The 20129-nt window shown below is 66.3% G+C and carries 18 protein-coding genes; 8 read left to right on the top strand and 10 right to left on the bottom strand.

The window, feature by feature from the left end; genetic code table 11:
• Positions 1-158: 158 nt before the first annotated feature.
• The 5 genes from O6W96_RS09225 (at position 159) to O6W96_RS09205 (ending at position 5919) form a co-directional block, all read left to right on the top strand.
• Complete coding sequence (locus tag O6W96_RS09225; RefSeq protein WP_353469240.1) at positions 159-1313, top strand: phosphoserine transaminase; 1155 nt, start codon at positions 159-161, stop codon at positions 1311-1313.
• A gap of 126 nt (positions 1314-1439) precedes the next feature.
• Positions 1440-3017 (top strand): phosphoglycerate dehydrogenase, encoded by a 1578-nt coding sequence (gene serA / locus O6W96_RS09220; RefSeq protein WP_056061130.1) that lies wholly within the window; start codon positions 1440-1442, stop codon positions 3015-3017.
• A 131-nt stretch (positions 3018-3148) separates the two neighbouring features.
• Positions 3149-3502, top strand: coding sequence for an endonuclease domain-containing protein (locus O6W96_RS09215; RefSeq protein WP_353469239.1), 354 nt, complete (start codon positions 3149-3151; stop codon positions 3500-3502).
• On the top strand, positions 3499-4599 hold the full coding sequence (locus tag O6W96_RS09210; protein WP_353469238.1) for an ATP phosphoribosyltransferase regulatory subunit: 1101 nt from the start codon (positions 3499-3501) through the stop codon (positions 4597-4599). The genes O6W96_RS09215 and O6W96_RS09210 overlap by 4 nt, the downstream gene beginning before the upstream one ends.
• Before the next feature lie 30 nt (positions 4600-4629).
• Positions 4630-5919 carry an adenylosuccinate synthase gene (locus O6W96_RS09205; protein ID WP_133029532.1) on the top strand — a complete coding sequence of 430 codons (1290 nt, stop codon included), beginning with the start codon at positions 4630-4632 and terminating at the stop codon, positions 5917-5919.
• Between the two features lie 58 nt (positions 5920-5977).
• On the opposite strand, the gene O6W96_RS09200 is transcribed toward O6W96_RS09205, so the two are convergent.
• The 6 genes from O6W96_RS09200 to O6W96_RS09175 all read right to left on the bottom strand — a co-directional run bounded on the left by O6W96_RS09200 (position 5978) and on the right by O6W96_RS09175 (position 10747).
• Entirely contained in the window at positions 5978-6442 is a 465-nt protein-coding gene (locus O6W96_RS09200; RefSeq protein WP_353469237.1) for a hypothetical protein, read from the bottom strand.
• A 56-nt stretch (positions 6443-6498) separates the two neighbouring features.
• Complete coding sequence (aroC, locus tag O6W96_RS09195) at positions 6499-7566, bottom strand: chorismate synthase (RefSeq protein ID WP_353469236.1); 1068 nt, start codon at positions 7564-7566, stop codon at positions 6499-6501.
• On the bottom strand, positions 7563-7976 hold the full coding sequence (locus O6W96_RS09190) for an endonuclease domain-containing protein (RefSeq protein ID WP_353469235.1): 414 nt from the start codon (positions 7974-7976) through the stop codon (positions 7563-7565). Before O6W96_RS09190 ends, aroC begins: the two co-directional genes overlap by 4 nt.
• A gap of 62 nt (positions 7977-8038) precedes the next feature.
• Entirely contained in the window at positions 8039-8830 is a 792-nt protein-coding gene (gene fabI, locus O6W96_RS09185) for an enoyl-ACP reductase FabI (protein ID WP_353469396.1), read from the bottom strand.
• Positions 8831-8853: 23 nt separating this feature from the next.
• On the bottom strand, positions 8854-9729 hold the full coding sequence (locus O6W96_RS09180; RefSeq protein ID WP_235518308.1) for a YihY/virulence factor BrkB family protein: 876 nt from the start codon (positions 9727-9729) through the stop codon (positions 8854-8856).
• Between the two features lie 82 nt (positions 9730-9811).
• Positions 9812-10747: a DnaJ C-terminal domain-containing protein gene (locus O6W96_RS09175; protein WP_353469233.1), complete on the bottom strand. Its 936-nt coding sequence runs from the start codon at positions 10745-10747 to the stop codon at positions 9812-9814.
• A gap of 94 nt (positions 10748-10841) precedes the next feature.
• Between O6W96_RS09175 and O6W96_RS09170 the strand changes: the two genes are divergently transcribed.
• A complete protein-coding gene (locus O6W96_RS09170; protein ID WP_353469232.1) occupies positions 10842-10985 on the top strand; it encodes a hypothetical protein in 144 nt (47 codons plus the stop codon).
• A 115-nt stretch (positions 10986-11100) separates the two neighbouring features.
• Here O6W96_RS09170 and O6W96_RS09165 read toward each other — a convergent pair whose 3' ends face one another.
• The 4 genes from O6W96_RS09165 to O6W96_RS09150 form a co-directional block, all read right to left on the bottom strand.
• Positions 11101-11994 carry a transglutaminase family protein gene (locus O6W96_RS09165; protein ID WP_353469231.1) on the bottom strand — a complete coding sequence of 298 codons (894 nt, stop codon included), beginning with the start codon at positions 11992-11994 and terminating at the stop codon, positions 11101-11103.
• Between the two features lie 154 nt (positions 11995-12148).
• On the bottom strand, positions 12149-14587 hold the full coding sequence (locus O6W96_RS09160) for a circularly permuted type 2 ATP-grasp protein (protein ID WP_353469395.1): 2439 nt from the start codon (positions 14585-14587) through the stop codon (positions 12149-12151).
• Positions 14588-14957: 370 nt separating this feature from the next.
• Positions 14958-17477 carry a DNA ligase D gene (gene ligD / locus O6W96_RS09155; protein WP_353469230.1) on the bottom strand — a complete coding sequence of 840 codons (2520 nt, stop codon included), beginning with the start codon at positions 17475-17477 and terminating at the stop codon, positions 14958-14960.
• 111 nt (positions 17478-17588) lie between these two features.
• Positions 17589-18470, bottom strand: coding sequence for a Ku protein (locus O6W96_RS09150; protein WP_353469229.1), 882 nt, complete (start codon positions 18468-18470; stop codon positions 17589-17591).
• A 110-nt stretch (positions 18471-18580) separates the two neighbouring features.
• Between O6W96_RS09150 and pdxH the strand changes: the two genes are divergently transcribed.
• Positions 18581-19159 (top strand): pyridoxamine 5'-phosphate oxidase, encoded by a 579-nt coding sequence (gene pdxH, locus O6W96_RS09145; protein ID WP_353469228.1) that lies wholly within the window; start codon positions 18581-18583, stop codon positions 19157-19159.
• Complete coding sequence (locus O6W96_RS09140; protein WP_333928691.1) at positions 19156-20103, top strand: cation diffusion facilitator family transporter; 948 nt, start codon at positions 19156-19158, stop codon at positions 20101-20103. Before pdxH ends, O6W96_RS09140 begins: the two co-directional genes overlap by 4 nt.
• Positions 20104-20129 lie beyond the last annotated feature (26 nt).

Genomic DNA, 20129 nt, shown 5'->3' with positions numbered 1-20129 from the left:
ACTTGCGCATGGCATTACCCCTAAAACACTGAGGTTAGTGACGGTGGCGAAACGAAACAACTGCGCTCGATGCAGTTGACACCCCCGCGAACGCCGTTAGGGCCGGCGACGGGCCACGCGGTCCCAACGCCGCGCGTGCTCTCTGTGAGGAGAGATACATGACTGATACGACCTACGCACCCGCTACAAATGCGCCTGCACTGCCCGCTACGAAGCCGGCACGTCCCTTTTTCAGCTCCGGTCCCTGCGCGAAACCTCCGGGTTGGTCCGCGGACAAGCTCGCCACCGATTCTCTCGGTCGCTCGCATCGCTCGAAGATCGGCAAGACCCGCCTCCAGTACAGCATCGACCTGATGCGCGAACTGCTCAAGCTTCCGACCACGCACCGCATCGGCATCGTCCCCGGCTCCGACACCGGCGCGTACGAGATGGCGATGTGGACGATGCTCGGCGCCAAGCCCGTCACTGCGCTGGCGTGGGAAAGCTTCGGCGAAGGCTGGGTCACCGATGCGGTCAAGCAGCTCAAGATCGACCCGACCGTCGTGCGTGCCGATTACGGTCAGCTGCCCGATCTGAACGCCGTCGATTGGTCGAACGACGTGCTGTTCACCTGGAACGGCACCACCAGCGGCGTGCGCGTGCCGAATGCGGACTGGATCCCGGACGACCGCGAGGGTCTCTCGTTCGCCGATGCGACGTCGGGCGTGTTCGCGTACGATATCGACTGGACCAAGATCGATGTGGCCACCTTCTCGTGGCAGAAGGTGCTCGGCGGCGAGGGCGCGCACGGCGTGCTGATCCTCGGGCCGCGCGCGGTCGAACGTTTGGAGAGCTACACGCCGGCATGGCCGTTGCCGAAGGTGTTCCGCCTCGTCTCGAAGGGCAAGCTTACCGAGGGTGTGTTCAAGGGCGAGACGATCAATACGCCCTCGATGCTGGCGGTCGAGGATGCGATCTTCAGCCTCGAATGGGCGAAGTCGCTCGGCGAAGACGGTCTGATCAAGCGCTCGGATGCGAATGCTGCGGCGTTGGACAAGATCGTCGAGGAGCGCGACTGGCTCGGCAATCTCGCCGCCGATCCGGCGACGCGGTCGAAGACCAGCGTGTGCCTCACGGTCGAGGGTGCGGACGAGGCGTTGATCAAGGCGATGGCTTCTGCGCTTGAGATGGCTGGCGCGGCGTACGACGTGGCGGGTTACCGCGATGCGCCTCCGGGCTTGCGGATCTGGTGCGGCGCGACCGTCGACACTGCCGATATCGAGGCGCTCGGCCCCTGGCTCGACTGGGCCTACGCGACCACCAAGGCCGCTTAATATTCTCGCTCCCTCTCCCCTCCGGGGAGAGGGCTGGTGTGAGGGGCTGCCACGCACGCCACCTCCCCGTACCACCCCTCACCCCGACCCTCTCCCCGGAGGGGAGAGGGAGAAGAAAGAAATCCCATGCCAAAAGTCCTTATCTCCGACAAAATGGACCCTCGTGCAGCGCAGATCTTCCGCGAGCGCGGCGTCGAGGTCGACGAGATCACTGGCAAGACGCCCGCCGAACTGATCGCGATCATCGGCGAGTATGACGGCCTCGCGATCCGCAGCTCGACCAAGGTTACCAAGGAAATCCTCGAGCACGCCACCAACCTGAAGGTCGTCGGCCGCGCCGGGATCGGCGTCGACAACGTCGATATCCCTGCTGCGTCGGCCAAGGGCGTGGTCGTGATGAACACACCGTTCGGCAACTCGATCACCACCGCCGAGCACGCGATCGCGCTGATGTTCGCGCTCGCTCGCCAGCTGCCCGAGGCCGACGCTTCCACGCAGGCCGGCAAGTGGGAGAAGAACCGCTTCATGGGCGTCGAGCTGACGTCGAAGACGCTCGGGCTAATCGGTGCGGGCAACATCGGCTCGATCGTCGCCGACCGTGCGCGCGGTTTGAAGATGAAGGTCGTCGCATTCGATCCGTTCCTGACGCCCGAGCGGGCGATCGAGATCGGCGTCGAGAAGGTCACGCTCGACGAGCTGCTCGCGCGCGCCGACTTCATCACGCTGCACACGCCGCTGACCGACCAGACGCGCAACATCCTCTCGGCCGAGGCGCTCGCCAAGACCAAGAAGGGCGTGCGGATCATCAACTGCGCCCGCGGCGGCCTGATCGACGAGGTTGCGCTGAAGGCGGCGCTCGATTCGGGACAGGTCGGTGGCGCCGCGCTCGACGTGTTCGTCGAGGAGCCCGCCAAGGCGTCGCCCTTGTTCAACACGCCGAACTTCGTCAGCACGCCGCATCTCGGCGCGTCGACGACGGAGGCTCAGGTCAACGTCGCGATCCAGGTTGCCGAGCAGATGGCCGATTTCCTGATGTCGGGCGGCGTCACCAACGCGCTCAACATGCCGTCGCTGTCTGCCGAGGAGGCGCCGAAGCTGAAGCCGTATATGGCGCTGGCGGAGAAGCTGGGGTCGCTGGTCGGCCAGTTGACGACGGGCGCGGTGTCGCGGATTTCGGTGCATACCGAAGGCGCAGCGGCCGACCTGAACGCGAAGCCGATCGTGAGCGCGGTGCTCGCGGGCTATCTCCAGACGCAGACCGCGACGGTCAACATGGTCAACGCGCCGGTGCTGGCGCGCGAGCGTGGTCTTGAGGTTCGCGAAGTGCGTACCGAGCGTGAGGCGGATTACCACACGCTGCTGCGCGTCGCGGTGAAGACCGAGGATGGCGAGCGGTCTGTTGCCGGCACGCTGTTCGGCGATTCGGCCCCGCGGTTGGTGGAACTGCTGGGGATCAAGATCGAGGCCGATCTGGCGGGGCCGATGCTGTATGTCGTCAACGAGGATGCGCCGGGGTTCATCGGTCGTCTCGGGACTGCGCTGGGCGAGGCTGGGGTGAATATCGGGACGTTCCATCTCGGGCGCCGGTCTGCGGGTGGCGAGGCGGTGCTTCTCCTCTCGGTCGACGAAGCAGTGACCCCCGACCTGCTCACCAAGGTCCGCGCCCTCCCCGGCGTAAAGACCGCAATGGGCCTCAACTTCTAAGCCTGCTACGCTTCTTGCTTAAGCCCTCTCCCCTTCGGGGAGAGGGTTGGGTGAGGGGCAGTTGGGAGGGGCATCGCTCGCGGCGCCCCTCACCCCGACCCTCTCCCCGGAGGGGAGAGGGAGCAGGAGCAGTGAAGGTCGACGACCTACTCTTGGATCGCGCGAAGCGGATGCGGCGCGAGCCCACCCCGGCAGAGGCGAAACTCTGGCGCCATCTCCGTGATCGCCAAATCTCGAACACTAAATTCACTCGCCAGCTCGTCGTCGGCCCCTACGTCGCCGACTTCGCCGCGCGCGACACCAAACTGATCATCGAGGTTGACGGCGATACGCATAGTGACCAAGCGCGCGACGCAAGCCGAACGGATTGGCTCCAAAGACAGGGATATCGCGTGATACGGTTCAGCAACGCCGACATCATGTCCGAGATGGACGGGGTCTGGCACGTTATTTCTGCAGCCCTCACAGCGGAGCTTGAGCAGTGACCGCACTCCTCCCCGAAGGTTTCCGAGATCGCCTCCCCCCGTTCGCCGATTCGGCTGCGGCGCTGGAAGCCCGCGTGCTCGAAGCAGCCCGTCTCCACGGCTATGAGCGCGTCGATCCGCCGCTCGCCGAATTTGCCGATGGGCTTGAGATGCGCCTCAAGGCTGGTGGCCTGCACGACGCGGTGCGCTTCGTCGATCCGGTGTCGCAACGCACCCTTGCGATCCGGCCCGACATTACCGCGCAGGTCGCGCGGATCGCGGCCACGCGGATGGGGCATCACCCTCGGCCGGTTCGCCTGAGCTATGCCGGCTCCGTGCTGAAACTGCGCGCGTCGCAGCTCGCGCCAGCCCGTGAGACCCGGCAGATCGGCTGTGAGTTGATCGGGCTCGACTCGGTTGCCGCGGCGCAGGAGCTCGTCGCGGTTGCAGTCGACATGATCGCGGCCGCCGATGTCACCGGCGCCTCGATCGACTTTACGCTGCCCGACTTGGTGCCGACGCTTGCCGCTGGGCCGCTCCCCGTCGCACCTGAGCAGATCGCCACCTTGCGCGACCGGCTCGACGCGAAAGACGCCGGCGCCGTCGCCGTGCTCGCCTCCGCCTACCTCCCGTTGATCGAAGCCGCCGGGCCGTTTGACCAGGCCATGGACCGCCTCCGCGCCTTCGACACCACCGGTGCACTCGCCTCCCGCCTCGATGGTCTCGCACGCATCGCCAAAGCGCTGGACGGCCGCGTCGCGCTCACACTCGATCCCACCGAGCGCCACGGCTTCGAATACCAGACCTGGCTCGGCTTCTCGCTTTTCGCCGACGGCAGCGCACGCGAAGTCGGCCGCGGTGGCACCTACACCATCGTCCACGAGAACGGCGCCGAGGAAGCCGCGACGGGCTTCTCGCTGTTCGCCGACGCCTTGGTCGAGCGTGTTGCCACCGTCGACCGTCGCCGCCTCTTCCTCCCGTTCGGCACGCCCGCCAGCGAAGGCGCCGCGATGCGCGCGCAGGGCTGGGTCACGGTCGCCGCTCTGGACGCAGGCGACACCCCCGAAGCACAAGTCTGCACGCATCTATGGGTAGCAGGCGAGCCCCGCGCGCTGTAGGCGCTGCGCGTAATCCTCAGGAGATAGAGTTTGGCCAACGTAGCAGTCATCGGCGCGCAATGGGGCGACGAAGGCAAGGGCAAGATCGTCGACTGGCTCGCCGAGCGTGCCGACATGGTCGTGCGGTTCCAGGGCGGCCACAATGCCGGCCACACGCTGGTCGTCGGCGACAACGTCTACAAGTTGTCGCTGCTGCCGTCGGGCATCGTCCGCGGCACGCCGTCGTTTATCGGCAACGGCGTGGTGCTCGATCCCTGGGCGCTGAAGGACGAGATCGCACGGTTGGGCGCGCAGGGTGTCGTCGCGACCCCGGAGACGCTGCGGATCGCCGATACCTGCGCGCTGATCCTGCCGTTCCACCGCGATCTCGACGGCCTGCGCGAAGATGCGAGCGGTGCCGGGAAGATCGGCACGACTCGCCGCGGCATCGGGCCTGCGTATGAGGACAAGGTTGGTCGTCGTGCGATCCGCGTCTGCGATCTCGCACATCTCGACGATCTCGGGCCGCAGCTCGATCGCCTCACCGCGCATCACGACGCGCTGCGTGCCGGCTTCGGCGAGCCGCCGATCGATCGCGCCCGCCTGATCGCCGACCTGCATGAGATCGCCGGCTTTGTCCTCCCGTTCGCCAAGCCCGTCTGGCGCGATCTCAATGCGGCGCGCTCGGCCGGCAAGCGGATTCTGTTCGAGGGCGCGCAGGGCGTTCTGCTCGACGTCGATCACGGCACGTATCCGTTCGTCACCTCCTCGAACACCATTGCAGGCGCCGCAGCCGGCGGGTCGGGTCTCGGGCCATCCGCGGTTGGCTTCGTGCTGGGTATCGCCAAGGCTTACACGACGCGCGTTGGTTCGGGGCCGTTCCCGACGGAGCTCGAGAACGAGACGGGCGAGCGCCTCGGCGTCCGCGGCCACGAGTTCGGCACCGTCACGGGGCGCAAGCGCCGCTGTGGCTGGTTCGACGCGGTGCTCGTACGCCAGGCAGCGGCGGTCGGTGGCATCACTGGGATCGCGCTGACCAAGATCGACGTGCTCGACGGGTTCGAGACCGTGTCGATCTGCACCGGCTACAAGTTGCGCGGCGAGACGCTCGATTACTTCCCCGCGCATGCGGCGGACCAAGCGCTGGTCGAGCCGATCTACGAGACGATGGAAGGCTGGCAGGAAACGACCGCCGGTGCGCGCAGCTGGGCCGATCTTCCCGCGCAGGCCATCAAGTATATCCGCCGTATCGAGGAGTTGATCCGCTGCCCGGTGACGTTGGTGTCGACCAGCCCGCAGCGTGCCGACACGATCCTCGTCCGCGATCCGTTCTCCGATTGATACGCAAAAAGCCGGGCGATCGCTCGCCCGGCTTTTCATTTACGCGCTAAGGGCTGAATCAGCGCGGCGTGGTCGTGCCGGTCGTTCCACCCGTGGTCGAACCCATCGTCCCACCGGTGGTCGTGCCACCCATGGTACCACCAGCGGTTCCGCCCATCGTGCCGGTCGTGGTGCCCGTCGTGCCGCCCATCGTATCGGCGCCCATCGTGCTGCCGGTCGTGCCAGACATCGTGCTGCCGGTCGTGCCGGTACCGCGGGTCGTACCGTTCATCGTGCCTGACGTGGTGCTGTGCGTACGGCTACGTGCCTTGGTGCCACGCTGCGTGCGTGTCGTCGTGGTCGACTGCGTGGTTGTCGAAGGATTCGCCTGATCCATGGTGCCGCCCATGGTCGAACCGCCCATCGTGCCGCCGTTCATCGTGCCACCCGTGGTGCCACCCATTGAGCCGCCGGTGCCCGTCTGTGCCAGTGCCACGCCTGGAATGATCAGCGCTGCCGCTGCGATCGAAGTCAGAATACGCATTTCGCTCTCCTATGTTATTGAAGAGCAAGCGCTTAAGTCCTGCTTATGTTCCGGCGTCAGCCACACTGGCCCCGATGCAGCAGCGCCTGGTCGGCCAGCACGAGCGCCACCATCGCTTCGACCACGGGGACTCCGCGGATGCCGACGCAGGGGTCGTGCCGGCCCTTGGTGGCGATCGTCGCGGCTGCGCCGGTCGGGCTGATCGTCTCGACCGGAGTGAGGATCGAGCTGGTCGGCTTGAACGCGACGCGGAGCCGAATCGGCTGGCCTGTCGCGATCCCGCCAGCGATCCCGCCCGCGTGATTGGCGAGGAACTCCGGGCCGTTCATACCCGGACGCATCGGATCGGCATTCGCTTCGCCCGACAGCGCGGCGGCGGCGAACCCGTCGCCGATCTCGATACCCTTGACCGCGTTGATGCTCATGCAGGCCGACGCGAGTTCGGAATCGAGCTTGGCATAGAGCGGCGCGCCCCAGCCTGCGGGCACGCCGGTCGCCTCGCACGCGATCACGGCGCCGAGCGATGAGCCCGATTTCCGCGCGGCATCAACGAGTATCTCCCAGCGGGCGGCGGCGGTGGCATCCGGGCAAAAGAACGGGTTCTGGTCGATCTGCGCATCGTCGAAGTTTGCACGCTCGATCGCGTCGCCACCGATAGCCTCGACCCAGGCGCGGACGCGAACCTGTGGCACGACAAGCCGCGCGACCGCCCCTGCTGCGACGCGCGCGGCTGTCTCGCGTGCGGAAGAGCGCCCACCACCGCGGAAATCGCGGAAGCCGTATTTCGCGTCATAGGCATAGTCGGCGTGGCCGGGGCGATAGGCCTTGGCGACGTCCGAATAGTCCTTGGAGCGCTGGTCGACATTCTCGATCATCAGGCTAATCGGCGTGCCGGTGGTGCGGCCCTCGAACACGCCCGAAAGAATGCGGACCGTATCCGGCTCGCGCCGCTGTGTGGTGAAGCGCGAGGTGCCGGGCCGGCGCTTGTCCAGCCAGGGTTGGATATCGGCCTCGGTCAGCGGGATGCCAGGCGGGCACCCGTCGACGATCGCCCCCAGTGCAGGCCCATGCGACTCGCCCCAGGTGGTGAAGCGGAACAGCCGTCCAAACGTATTGAAGCTCACTTCCCCTTCTCCCCGACGGGGAGAGGGAGGGGCCCGTGCAAAGCATGGGAGGGTGAGGGCACGCGCGTAAGCCTATGGAGGATCGCGGCGAGTACACCGTCCATCCGCTGCATAACGTCGTTGTTCCAGACACGGATCACACGATATCCCTTGGTCGCGAGGAAGGCGGTTCGGGCGTCGTCATAGGCGACGTCCTCGATATGTTGGCTGCCGTCTACCTCGACAACCAGCATCGCGTCCATGCACAGGAAGTCGACGATGAAGGGGCCGATCCATACTTGGCGGCGGAACTTGAAGTTGCCGAGACGACGACTGCGGAGGCGGTACCAAAGCCGGTCCTCCGCTTCGGTCGCATCGCGACGTAGCTCTCGGGCTCGGTTCAGTGCTTCGGTGCCGTCATGTTGCCTCACCTTGCCCTCACCCTCCCATGCTTTGCATGGGCCCCTCCCTCTCCCCGGAGGGGGAGAGGGGTTTAGACCAAAGCGATATCGGGCGCGTCTTCGGCCTTCATGCCAATCACATTGTAGCCCGCGTCCACGTGGTGCGTTTCGCCGGTCACGCCCGAAGCCAGGTCGCTCAGCAGATACAGCCCCGCGCCGCCGACGTCGTCGATCGTCACGTTGCGCTTCAGCGGCGAGTTCAGCTCGTTCCACTTCAGGATCAGGCGGAAATCGCCGATGCCGCTTGCTGCCAGCGTCTTGATCGGTCCGGCGGAGATCGCGTTCACGCGGATATTGTCGCGACCCAGGTCGACCGCGAGATACTGTACGCTGGTCTCCAGCGCCGCTTTCGCGACCCCCATCACGTTGTAATGCGGAATGACCTTCTCCGCGCCGTAATAGCTGAGCGTCAGCATCGAACCGCCCTCGGTCATCATCTTGGCCGCGCGCTGCGCCACCGCGACGAACGAATAGACCGAGATGTTCATCGTCATCAGGAAATTGTCGAGGCTGGTATCGACGAACCGCCCGCGCAGTTCGTTCTTGTCTGAAAAGCCGATCGCGTGGACGACGAAGTCGATCGTCGGCCACTCCTCCGCGAGCTTGTCGAAGGTCGCATCGAGCGCACCCATGTCCGACACGTCGCAATCGAACAGCCGCGCGACGCCCAGCTGCTCGGCGAGCGGGCGGACGCGCTTCTCCATCGTCTCGCCCTGGTAGCTGAACGCGAGCTCCGCGCCCGCTTCGGACAGCTTCTTGGCGATCCCCCAGGCCAGCGACTTGTCGTTCGCCAAGCCCATGATCAGCCCACGCTTGCCCGCCATCAAACCGTTCACGCCGTCCCCGCCTATACCTGCATATCCGTAGCAGGCTGCTCTAGCGTTGTTTCGGGTGGTTCCGCCAGTGCCGCGTTGAGATGCGCACCGAATACCAGCCCGAGCCCGATGACATAGAAAAATAACAGCATGATGACGACACCCGCCAAGCTGCCATAGGTGAGGTCGTACCCGCCGAGCCGCGACAGGATCACCGGCAGCAACGCGGTCGCGCTGACCCACCAGGCGGTCGTGAACAGCGCGCCCGGCCATTTACGGCACTTCGAATAGCGATAGCGCGACGGCGTCACCGAATAGAACAGCAGGTACAGCGCGCCGAACATAAGCAGGCCAGGGATAAGACGAGAAAGGCCGACCCAGCCCGCGGCGTCCTGCGCGAAGGGGACGAGGCGATAGATGAACTGCTCGGCGGCGGTCAGGATGCCCTGGACGAGGAACGACAGCAGCGCGATCACCACCGACAGGATGATCACCGCGGACGAACCAAGGCGCGATTTCCAGAACGGTGCGGTCGCCTTGATCCCGTAGGCGCGGTGGAAGATGTCGCGGATCGTCTCGACGAAGCTGCCGACTGTCCACAGCCCCACGAGAGCACCGAGCCACAACAGCGACCCGGTCCGCGCGGCGAGAACGTCGGCGATCGGCTTGCGCAACAGGTCGCCGACGTTCGGTGGCAGGACGTTGAGGAACGACTCGACCGCGCGCACCGTCTCTACGCTCTGCCCGAAGATCGACAGGATCGCCGCCGCGACGATGAAGAACGGGAAAACCGTCATCAGTGCAAGATAGGCGAGGTTCCCCGCGTGGATGAAACCGTCGTTGAACACGCCGACGGCTGCCCGCTTGACGATTTCGAACGCGTAGCTGCCTGGCCTGACCTTCGCCATGCCGCGGGTGAGACGGGCGCGCGTCGCACCATGATCATGCGCGCGCGCTTCGGGCGTTAGGGTATTGTCATTCACAAGGCGTTCAGACGCCCATGGCCCCCCGCGGGTTCCCCGCTTTGCGCCCATTCCAGCTTTCGACGAACGCGGTCAGTGCCGCATCGCTCGCCGGAATGTCGATCATCAGCGTGATCAACTGGTCGCCCCGCGTGCCGCCCTTCTTGTGGAAACCCTTGCCCTTGAGGCGCAGCGTCTTGCCCGAGGTCGTGCCCTTGGGGATCGTCAGCATCACCGGCTTGTCGACCGTCGGTGCCTTGACCGAGCCGCCCAGCACCGCTTCGGCCAACGTGATCGGCAGGTCGAGGCGGACGTCGTCGCCGTCGCGCGTGAAGAACTTGTGCGGCTGGACCTCGATCGTCAGGATCGCATCGCCCGCGCCGCCCGGACCCTGCTCGCCCTTGCCGGCAAGCTTCATCTGCGTGCCGGTCTCGACCCCGGCGGGGAGCTTGAGGTCGAGCGTCTTGCCGTCCGCGAGCGTCACGCGCTGCGGCTCCAGCGTCGCCGCCTCGACGAACGGCACCTGCAGCCGATACGCGGCATTCTCGCCCTTGGGCTGCGGGCGCCGACCGAAGCCGCCGGAGAACCCGCCGCCGCCGCCCCGCTGCGCGCCACCGAACAGCCCTTCGAAGATGTCGCTCATGTCGGCCCCGCCGGCGCCGCTTTCATAGCCTTCGCTGCGGAAGCCGCCGCCGGGCTGGGGTCGCCCGCCGCCGCCGCCGAACCCGAACGGCGACGCCGGGTTGCCGTCGCCGTCGATCTCGCCGCGATCGAACCGCGCGCGCTTGTCCTTGTCGTTCAGCAGGTCGTACGCGTTGGTGACGGTGCTGAACCGCTCCGACGCCTTCGGATTGTCCTTGTTGCGATCGGGATGAAGCTCCTTTGCGAGCTTGCGGTACGCCTTCTTGATGTCGGCTTCGGTCGCGTCGCGCGCTACACCCAGAGTCTTGTACGGATCGGCCACTTACGTCCCCATTCTAACTTGCGCGTCTATGTGGGGCGAGCGCCCGCGCAACGCAATTGCGCGCGGGGTGTTTGGTTGCACGAGAGGAACGATCATGACCAAACAACCGATGCAGGGCGTACCCAAGAACGACGACGGCGCGAAGCAGAAGGACGGCGTCAACGACGCGCCGGCCAAGGACAAGGGCGGAGAGAGCGGCGGCGGCTCGTATCCAAACCCGCACGACAACGAGAAGTAAGACCCACCCCTTCCGTCATGCCGGGCTTGTTCCGGCATCCACGGTTCCGCACAATCGGGAAAGCTGAGTACGCGGAACAGTGGACCCCGGAACAGGTCCGGGGTGACAGAGTGGGTTAGAAGAGTTGGGTTTCATCCAACGGCGCAACGTCGACACTGACGTCCATGTTCTGCGCCCCCGACCCAAGCACCACCCCATCCACCGGCGCGATCTCTGCATAGTCCCGCCCGACCGCCATCACGATGTGATCGCTCGCCATCCAGATCCCGTTGGTCGGATCGACCCCGACCCAGCCGCGCACCGGCCCGCACCACAGCAGCACCCACGCATGCGTCGCATCCGCCCCGACCAGCCGCGGCTGGCCCTCGGGCGGGATCGTCCGGATATACCCCGACGCGTACGCCGCCGGCAGCCCCGCAGCCCGCAAGCCCGTGATCATGATCTGCGCGAAATCCTGGCACACGCCCTTGCGCTGGAGGAACGCCTCGTGCGGCGGCGTGTCGACGAGCGTCGCGTCGGCATCGAATTCGAACTCCACCTGAATCCGCCGCGCGAGCGCGATCCCGGCTTCCAGTGCGCCCCGGGAAGGATCGAGATCCACCGCGCAATAGTCGGCGATCGCCTGGTCGAGCGGGATCAGCGGCGAGGGATAGATGTAGTTCGCCGGACTCGCCGCGGACAGATCGGTGCTCGCCCGCGCCATCGCCGCGATCTCTGCGAGGGTAGGGTCGCTCGCGTCGGGGACGGGCACGAGCCGGTCGACCGTCATCCGCGACCGGCTCTCGATCGTCAGGTGGCGAACCGGGCTGTCGACCACCAATCGCGTCACGTTGGCCAGCCCCGCCTCTGCCCGCGCCGCGCTAGTACGCCCGGCCGGATGCACCGACAGCGCATAGGAATCGAGCCGCTGACCCGGCCAGTCGATCGGCTTCAACCGCAGATTGCACCGCGCAAACTTCACGCTAGCACCGTAGTCGAATGTCGTGACGTGGCGAATATCGTAGATCATGAAAATCCTCCCCGGCACGGGGAGGGGGACCGCCAGCCGCTTGCTGGTGGGGGAGGGGGGGCGTCACGAAGGATACGCTGGTGGAGAGCCCCCTCCACCATGCGCTGCATGGTCCCCCTTCTCGTACCGGGGAGGATTTGCAGCGTCACGCCCCTCACGCCAAAGTCAGCCCGCTAGTCCGCAACGGCTCGGCCCCCTGCAGGAAATACCGCCGCGCCAGCGCATCCGACACCGCGCCGAGGCGCCGCTCGATATCCCCCAGCGTCTCCGCATTCAGTTCCGCGGCCGTCGCGGTCATCACGATCGCCAGCAACCCGGTCGCTTGCGCCTGTTGCGGCTCCGCCATCTCGTCGTCGCTCAGCACCGGCAACTCCGCCAACCGCGCCGCGATCCGCTCCGCCGAAAACGCCAACGACCGAGGATTGCCCGGATCGAGCGCCACCAGATCCATCACCGGCACGCGCGCGATCCCGGTCGGATAGCGCTGCCGATAACTGATCTGGCTGTCCGCAAGGTCGAGCAGCACCGACAGATCGTCCGGCGACGCTCCCGGCATCCCGAACAGCCGGATCGCCCGCGCCATCGCCATCGCCCGCTCGATCCGCCGCCCGAGATCGTGGAAGCGCCATGCCGCCGTCCGTCCCATATGCTCCGCCGACAACCCCGCGATCGCAGCATAGCGCCTTTGCAGCGACCCGGCCCGCTCCAGCATGCCGCGGTGCGTTGGGAAGGGCGCTTCGAGCAGCCGCACCATGTCCGCCGACAGCCGGTCGCGCGAGCCTTCGCCGATCTCGCGTGCGTGGCGGTTGAGCGTCAGGATCGACTGCCAGCGTTCGTCCTCCATCGCGGTGCGGGCGAGCGCGGTCAGGTCGGCGCGGCGCAAGCTCGGCGGATGTGGCGCGCTGCCCGCCCCGACGATCAGCCCGACCAGCTTGCCGACAGTGGTGGGCGACAACACAGCGCCGCCGTCGACGTCGATCGAGTTGCCAAGCATCACCCGGATCGCGCCGAGCAGCGCTTCGCCGCGCTCCAGATAGCGCCCGAGCCAGTAGAAATTGTCCGCCACCCGGCTCGGCAACGTCCCCGGATTGCGGCGGACCTGAAGCGAGTCCGCGGCGGTCAGCAGCGACACCGGCGCGACCGGCTCGGCACCATAGATGCAGACGTCGGCGGACCAGATGCCTTCGCCCATCACCGCCGCCCGCGCGTCGGGATGCTCGCCGATCCGCGCGAATCCGCCGGGGAGGACGGTCCATTCGCCGTCGCCGTTACGCGCCGCGAAGACGCGCAGGGTGAAGGGGCGGGGGACGAGTGCATCGCCGACGACAACCGGCATGGTCGAGAGCTGGACCAGTTCCTGCCCGACATAATCCTGCGGCCGATTCGCCATGTCGGCGAGCAGGCGCGTCCTGTCTTCGCCGGTGATGTCGGCGCCTGCGATCGGTGCACCGGTCATGCCGAGCGGGCGAGCATGGAACGCCGGACCGATCAGCAGGCGGTCGAAATTCGCCTCGACTTGCGCCCGCGCGCTGTCCTGCCCGCACCACCACGTCGCGATGTTGGGGAGCAGCAGGTCCTCCCCGAGCAACGACTTCGCGAGCTGCGGCAGGAACGCCGAGAACGCCGGCGCCTCCAGCACGGCCGAGCCCGGCGCGTTCGACAGCACGACGTTGCCGGCCGCGTACGCGTCGATCAGCCCGGGCACGCCGATCTGCGAATGCGTGTCGAACGCCAGCGGATCGAGCAGCCGCGGGTCGAGCCGCCGCCACAGCGCATCGATCCGCTTGAGCCCACCAATGGTGCGGACATACACCTTGTCCTCGAGCGCGGCGAGATCGGCGCCCTCGACCAGCAGCAGCCCGAGATAGCGCGCGAGATGCGCCTGCTCGGGATAGCTCGGGTTGAACCGGCCGGGGGTGAGCAGCCCGATCCGTGGGTCGGTCCGCTTGCACATCGCCGCGATCCCGGCGCGGAAGGCTGCAAAGAACGGCGCATGTCGCTGGACGTTGAGCCGGTCCTGCAAACCGCCGAGCGTGCGGCTGACGGCGATGCGGTTCTCCAGCGCGTACCCCGCACCAGCGGGTGCGCGGAGGTGATCGGCGAGCACGCGCCATTCGCCGGTTGGTCCGCGGCCGAGGTCGATCGCGATGAAATCGAGGTGGCGGCCGCCGGGCGGGTCGAGCCCGACCATCGGCCGCAGGAAGAACGGACTGCCGGTGACCAGCGCGGCGGGGATGTGGCCGTCCGCGACCAGCTTTCCCTCGCCGTAGAGGTCGGCGATCACCGTCTCCATCAGCGTCGCGCGCTGGATAACGCCGCGCTCGATCCCCGCCCATTCGCCGGCTTCGATCAGCAGCGGGACGGGGGAAACAGGCCAGGGACGCTCATCGGGTTCGTCGGCGATCCGGAAGCCGGTGCCGATGTCGACGGCATGCCGCTGGACGCGTTCACGGATGTGGCCGAGGTCGTCCGAGGCGACCATCGCGAGTTCGGCGAACATCGCCGCCCAGGCGGGGTCAGCGTCTTCGCAGAGCACGTCGGCGCTTGTGCTGCGCGCGCAATAGTCGGCGATCCAGCGCTCGGCATGGATCATCGCGTCGAAAAGGGGGGCGGTGTGCGTCGCCGTGTCCGCCGTGTTCAATGCCTCAAGCCCCCGAATACAGGCGGCGGTGTTTCACCTTTCGACGCGGCGGTGCAACATAAATTGTTGCGGGGGCCGGGCGTTACTCCTGTTCCCTCGCGAACGCGGGGCCCCAAGAATCGTACGCGCTGCGTGGAGCTACCCTGGACCCCCGCGTTCGCGAGGGAACAGCAGTAAGGTACAGCGCCCACCAATGCCGCCACCCCGGCGAAGGCCGGCGCCCAGTTGGAAAGGTGGTCGTAACGGAGCGTTGCCCTTCGTTAGCAACGTTCCCCAACTGGGCCCCGGCCTTCGCCGGGGTGGTGCTAGTCGAGGGGGGGGCTCACAGATCCGGCAAAACTTGATCTGCTACGCCCCAGCCTTCCAAAGCCCGCGACCCAGCCCGCGCGATCAACTCGGCCCCATCCCTTACACCCCACCGCGCCGCAGTCTCGATATCCCGCAACTCGGTCCACGACACCGGCGCCGCCACCGGCGCGCCCGCCCTAGCTCGCGCAGAATACGGCATCACCGCAGTCGCCCCGCGCTGATTCCGTAGCCAGTCGATGAAAATCCGCCCCTTGCGCTTGGCCTTCGCCATCGTCGCGACGAAGCGCTCAGGATCCGCCCCCGCCATCGCCCGCGCGAAGCGGTCCGCGAAGTCCTTCACCGCAGGCCATTCCGCCTCCGGGGTCAGCGGCACGACGACATGCACGCCCTTGCCGCCCGACAGCATCGGAAAGCTCACCAGCCCCAGTTCCGCCAGCTGGCTCTTCAGATGCTCGGCCGCCTTCTTCGTATCGCCGAAGTCCAGCCCCTCGTCGGGATCGAGATCGAACACCAGCCGGTCGGGCTTCTCGAGTGTCGCGTTCGACGAGCCCCAGCCGTGGAACTCGATCGTTCCCATTTGCACGCACGCGACCAGCCCATCCGCGTCGTCAACGTACAGATAGTCCTCGGTCGATCCGTCCTTCTCGCGGATCGGCACTTTGTGGACAGCGTCACCGAAGCTCCCGGCATCGTGTTTCTGGAAGAAGCACGCGCGCGACCGGCCCTGGGGGCAGCGGACGAGGCTGATTGGGCGGTTGCCGGCGACCGGCAGCAGGATCCCCGACACCGCAACGTAATAGTCGGCGAGATCGCCCTTGGTGACGTCCGACTTGTCGAAGATCACGCGGTCGCGGCTGCTGACCTTGATGCTCGTGGTAGGCGCTGCGCTCTCGGCCACATCGGGCAGCGGGGCGGGCGTCTCGGCCACGACGTCCTTCGCCGCCTTGTCCTCGCGCAGGCCGATGAAGCTCGAATGGCGCAGCACGCCATCTGGCGTAACTTCGGCAAACGCGACCTCCGCGACCAGCTTCGGCGTCACCCACTTCGCACCGCGGACCGCTGCCTTCGGCGCCTCGACGGTCGGCGTCTTGCGGTCGAGCGCGTCGAGCTTGTCGCGGATCTCGTCCATCAACGCCTGGTCGAACCCGGTGCCGACCTTGCCCGCATATCGATAGCCCTTCCCTTCGCGGACGCCGAGCAGGAGCGACTTGAACCCGCGCTTTTTGTCCGACGGCAGCCAGCCGACGATCACGAATTCCTGGCGGTGCGTGCATTTGACCTTGAGCCACGCCTTGGTCCGCTTGCCGGCATAGGGCGCGTCGGCGCGTTTCGAGACGATGCCTTCGAGGCCTTCGCGGCACATCGTCTCGAACAGTTGCTCGCCCGCGCCGATGACGTGGTCGGAATAGCGGAGACGGTCTTCGTCCTCGGGGATCAGCGGCTGCAGGCGTGCCTTGCGGTCGAGGTTGGAGAGGCCGGTCAGGTCTTCGCCGTCGAGTGCGAGCAGGTCGAACGCGAACAGCGTCATGTCGCCGCCGGCGGAGATCGCGTCCTTCAGCGTCGAGAAATCGGGGTGGCCGTCCTTGAACGCGACGATCTCGCCGTCGATCAGCGCGGATTTGACGGGGAGTTTGGCGGCGGCTGCGGCGATCGCGGCGAACTTGTCGGTCCAGTCGAGGCCGGTACGGGTGAAGACCTTCGCCTTGCCGTTGGCGACGGAGATCAGCGCGCGGTAGCCGTCGTATTTTACCTCGTGCAGCCAGGCGGAGCCGGTCGGGACGGCGTCGACCAGGGTGCAGAGTTGCAGGTCGCGGAACTCGGGTAGTGTACCGTCATCCTGGCGAACGCCAGGACCCAGGGTGGCCCTCGCATCGTTCTTGGCTCTGGGTCCCGGCTTTCGCCGGGATGACGGGGTAAGGGTGGACGGGGGGGCGGCTGGCTGGCTCGATCGTGCCGGTTTCTTGCCCTCCTCGATCTCGATCATCGTTCGGCCGGTAGACACGCTGGTCAGCGCTTCCTCGACGAGCGTGTCGGTGCCGCCCGCTGCCGCATCGTCGATTTTCCGCAGCAGCCAGTTCTCGCGCTTTTCCTTCGCGCGGGGCTTCAGGCGGATCAGCAGCCATTCGCCCTTCATCCGTTCGCCATCGAGGACGAAGTGGAGGTGGCCCTTGTCGAGGTCCTTCGCCGACTTGCCCTTGATCGGCGACCATGTGCCGCGATCCCACAGCATCACCGTGCCGCCGCCATATTCCCCCGCTGGGATCGTGCCTTCGAAGGTGGCGTAGCTCAGCGGATGGTCTTCGGTGCGGACGGCGAGGCGCTTCTCGTTGGGGTCGAGGCTCGGGCCGCGCGTGACCGCCCAGCTTTTGAGGACGCCGTCGATCTCGAGGCGGAAGTCCCAATGAAGGCGGGTGGCGTCGTGCTTCTGAACCATGAAGCTGTTGCCGTTGCCAGGGGCTAGCGTGCCTGCGGGTTCGGCGGTCTTGGTGAAGTTTCGCTTGGCATTGTAGAGGGCGAGGGGATCGTCGACCATCTTCACCCCTCCCTGGAAGGGAGGGGCCGGGGGTGGGTCGGCCGCTTGGCGGGCGGGGCGCTATTACGGTGAGCGACCCACCCCCAACCCCTCCCTTCCAGGGATGGGAGCTTACGCACGTTTTTTGGCGGGCGCTTTGGCCGCTGCCTTAGCCGGCGCGCGCTTGGCGGGGGCCTTCTTCGCAGGCGCCTTCTCTGCCGCGCCCCCGCTCTTCTCCATCGACTTCTTCAATGCCGCCATCAGATCGACCACGTTAGAGCCAGTCTTCCCGTCGGTGTCCTTGTCCTCGATAATCTTCTTCCCGTTCGCCTTGCGCTTGCGTTCGATCAGGTCCTTCAGCGCGTCGACATAGCGATCGTGGAACTCCTGCGGGTGGAAGTCGGCGCTGCGCTTCTCGATCAGCGCTTCGGCAAGTTCCAGAAGTTCCTCGGAAGGCTTGTCGTCGGGAATCTCGCGGAAATAGCCCTGCGCCTTGTGCACCTCGTCGGCATAACGAAGCGTCTCCAGCACCATCCCACGCCCGCACGGTTTCAGGCTCACGACATATTCGCGCCCGCGCATTGCAAGCTGGCCGAGCCCGACCTTCTTCGTCCGCTTCAACGCCTCGCGCAGAACGATGAACGCCTCCTCCGCGAGATCGTCCGCCGGCACCACGAAATACGGCTTCTCGTAATAGAGCACGTCGATCTCGCTCGCATCGACGAACTGCGTCAGTTCCAGCGTCTTCTTCGACTCGAGCTTCACCGCATCGATCTCGTCCTGCTCGAGCAGGACGTATTCGCCCTTCGAGACCTCGTATCCCTTCATGATCTCGTCGGCATCGACCGGGCCCACCCCAGTGACGACCTTGTCGTAATGGATCGGCTGACCCGATGGCTCGTGGATCTGCTTGAACGACACCGCCGCGCCGGATTTCGTCGCGGAATAGATCTCGACCGGGATCGAGACGAGGGCCAGCCGGATCTGCCCCTGCCAATACGCGCGCGCTGCCACCTTGCGTGTTCCTTCGTTGCGGAAACGATTCGATTACCTGGGTCAATCATCGGCACGGTAGAGTCGTTCCAAAGTTTCGTTCCGCCTCAAATCCCGCTATGGCGCGCGGCATGTCAGACGATCCCTTCACGCTGTTCGATAGCTGGTACGCCGAAGCCAAGCAGTCCGAGCCGAACGACCCGAACGCGGTCGCGCTCGCGACCGCCGATGCCGAGGGTCGGCCGTCGGTGCGCATGGTGCTGTTGAAGGGGCATGGCCCCGATGGCTTCGTGATCTACACCAACCGCGAAAGCCGGAAGGCGGGCGAACTCGCCGCCAATCCGCAGGGCGCGCTGCTGTTCCACTGGAAGTCGCTGCGCCGTCAGATCCGGATCGAGGGCCCGGTATCATGGGCGACGGACGAAGAGTCGGACGCCTATTTCGCCTCGCGTGGTCGTGACTCGCAGCTTGGCGCCTGGGCATCGGAGCAGTCCCGGCCGCTCGACAGTCGTGAAACGTTCGAGCAGCGCTTTATCGAAATGACCGCGAAGTTCGAGGGCCAAGACGTACCGCGGCCGCCGCATTGGGGTGGCTACCGTGTGACGCCGACGCGGATCGAGTTCTGGCAGGACCGTGCGCATCGCCTTCACGAACGGCGGCTGTTCACGCGCGAAGACGGCAATTGGAACGAAGGGCTGTTGTTCCCATGACACAGGACGAACGGCGCAGGGTCATACCCCTCGCAACCCGTGCGGCGCTCGCCAGCGTCGCGATGGCGTGTTTCCTGCTGCTGCTGAAGGGCTTTGCGGCGTGGTCGACGGGCTCCGTCGCGATGCTCGGCTCGCTCGCCGATACCGCGCTCGACCTGCTCGCGTCATTGGTCACGCTGTACGGCGTGCGACTGGCGGCGACGCCGGCGGATCACGACCACCGCTTTGGCCACGGCAAGGCAGAGGCGCTGGCGGCGCTGTTCCAGGTCATGCTGATCACCGCATCGGCGGTCGGCATCGCCTGGCGCGCGATCCTCGCGTTCGGCGATCCGCAGCCGACTACCGGCGCCGATTTCGGCATCGGCGTGTCGGTGATCGCGATCGTCGCCACGGTGTTCCTGCTCTCCTATCAGCGTCGCATTATCCGCCAGACCGGCTCGGTCGCGATTCTCGCCGACAACGTCCATTACCAGTCCGACGTGCTGCTCAACGGCTCGGTGATCGTCGCGCTGGTGCTCGATCAATATGTCGGCTGGAGCGGCGCGGATCCGATCTTCGGCATCGTCATCGCGTTGTGGCTTGCCTGGGGCGCGTTCCAGGCATCGTCGAACGCGATCGACCAACTGATGGACAAGGAATGGCCCGAGGATTTCCGGGCGCAATTCCTCGACGTCGCCGCGCGCCAGCCCGGCATCCGCGGCATCCACGATTTCCGCACGCGCCGCTCTGGCAGCCACGATTTCGCGCAGTTCCACATGGAGGTCGCGCGCGACCTGACCGTGGAACACGCGCACGACATCGTCGAGGCGGTCGAGCGCAATTTACGCACCGCGTTCCCCAAGGTCGAGGTGCTGATCCATCTCGATCCGGAGGGGCATGTCGACACCGACAATCCGCTGGTCGAGGCGGACGTGACGCCGCATTGGTTCGGCAAGCGGGTATAGTCCGTTCGAGATTCGGCAAACGCGTT

Origin of the sequence: Sphingomonas faeni, from assembly GCF_040407495.1 — a bacterium.
Classification (GTDB): Bacteria; Pseudomonadota; Alphaproteobacteria; order Sphingomonadales; family Sphingomonadaceae; genus Sphingomonas; species Sphingomonas faeni_D.
This window is presented reverse-complemented; position numbering and strand designations above follow the sequence as displayed.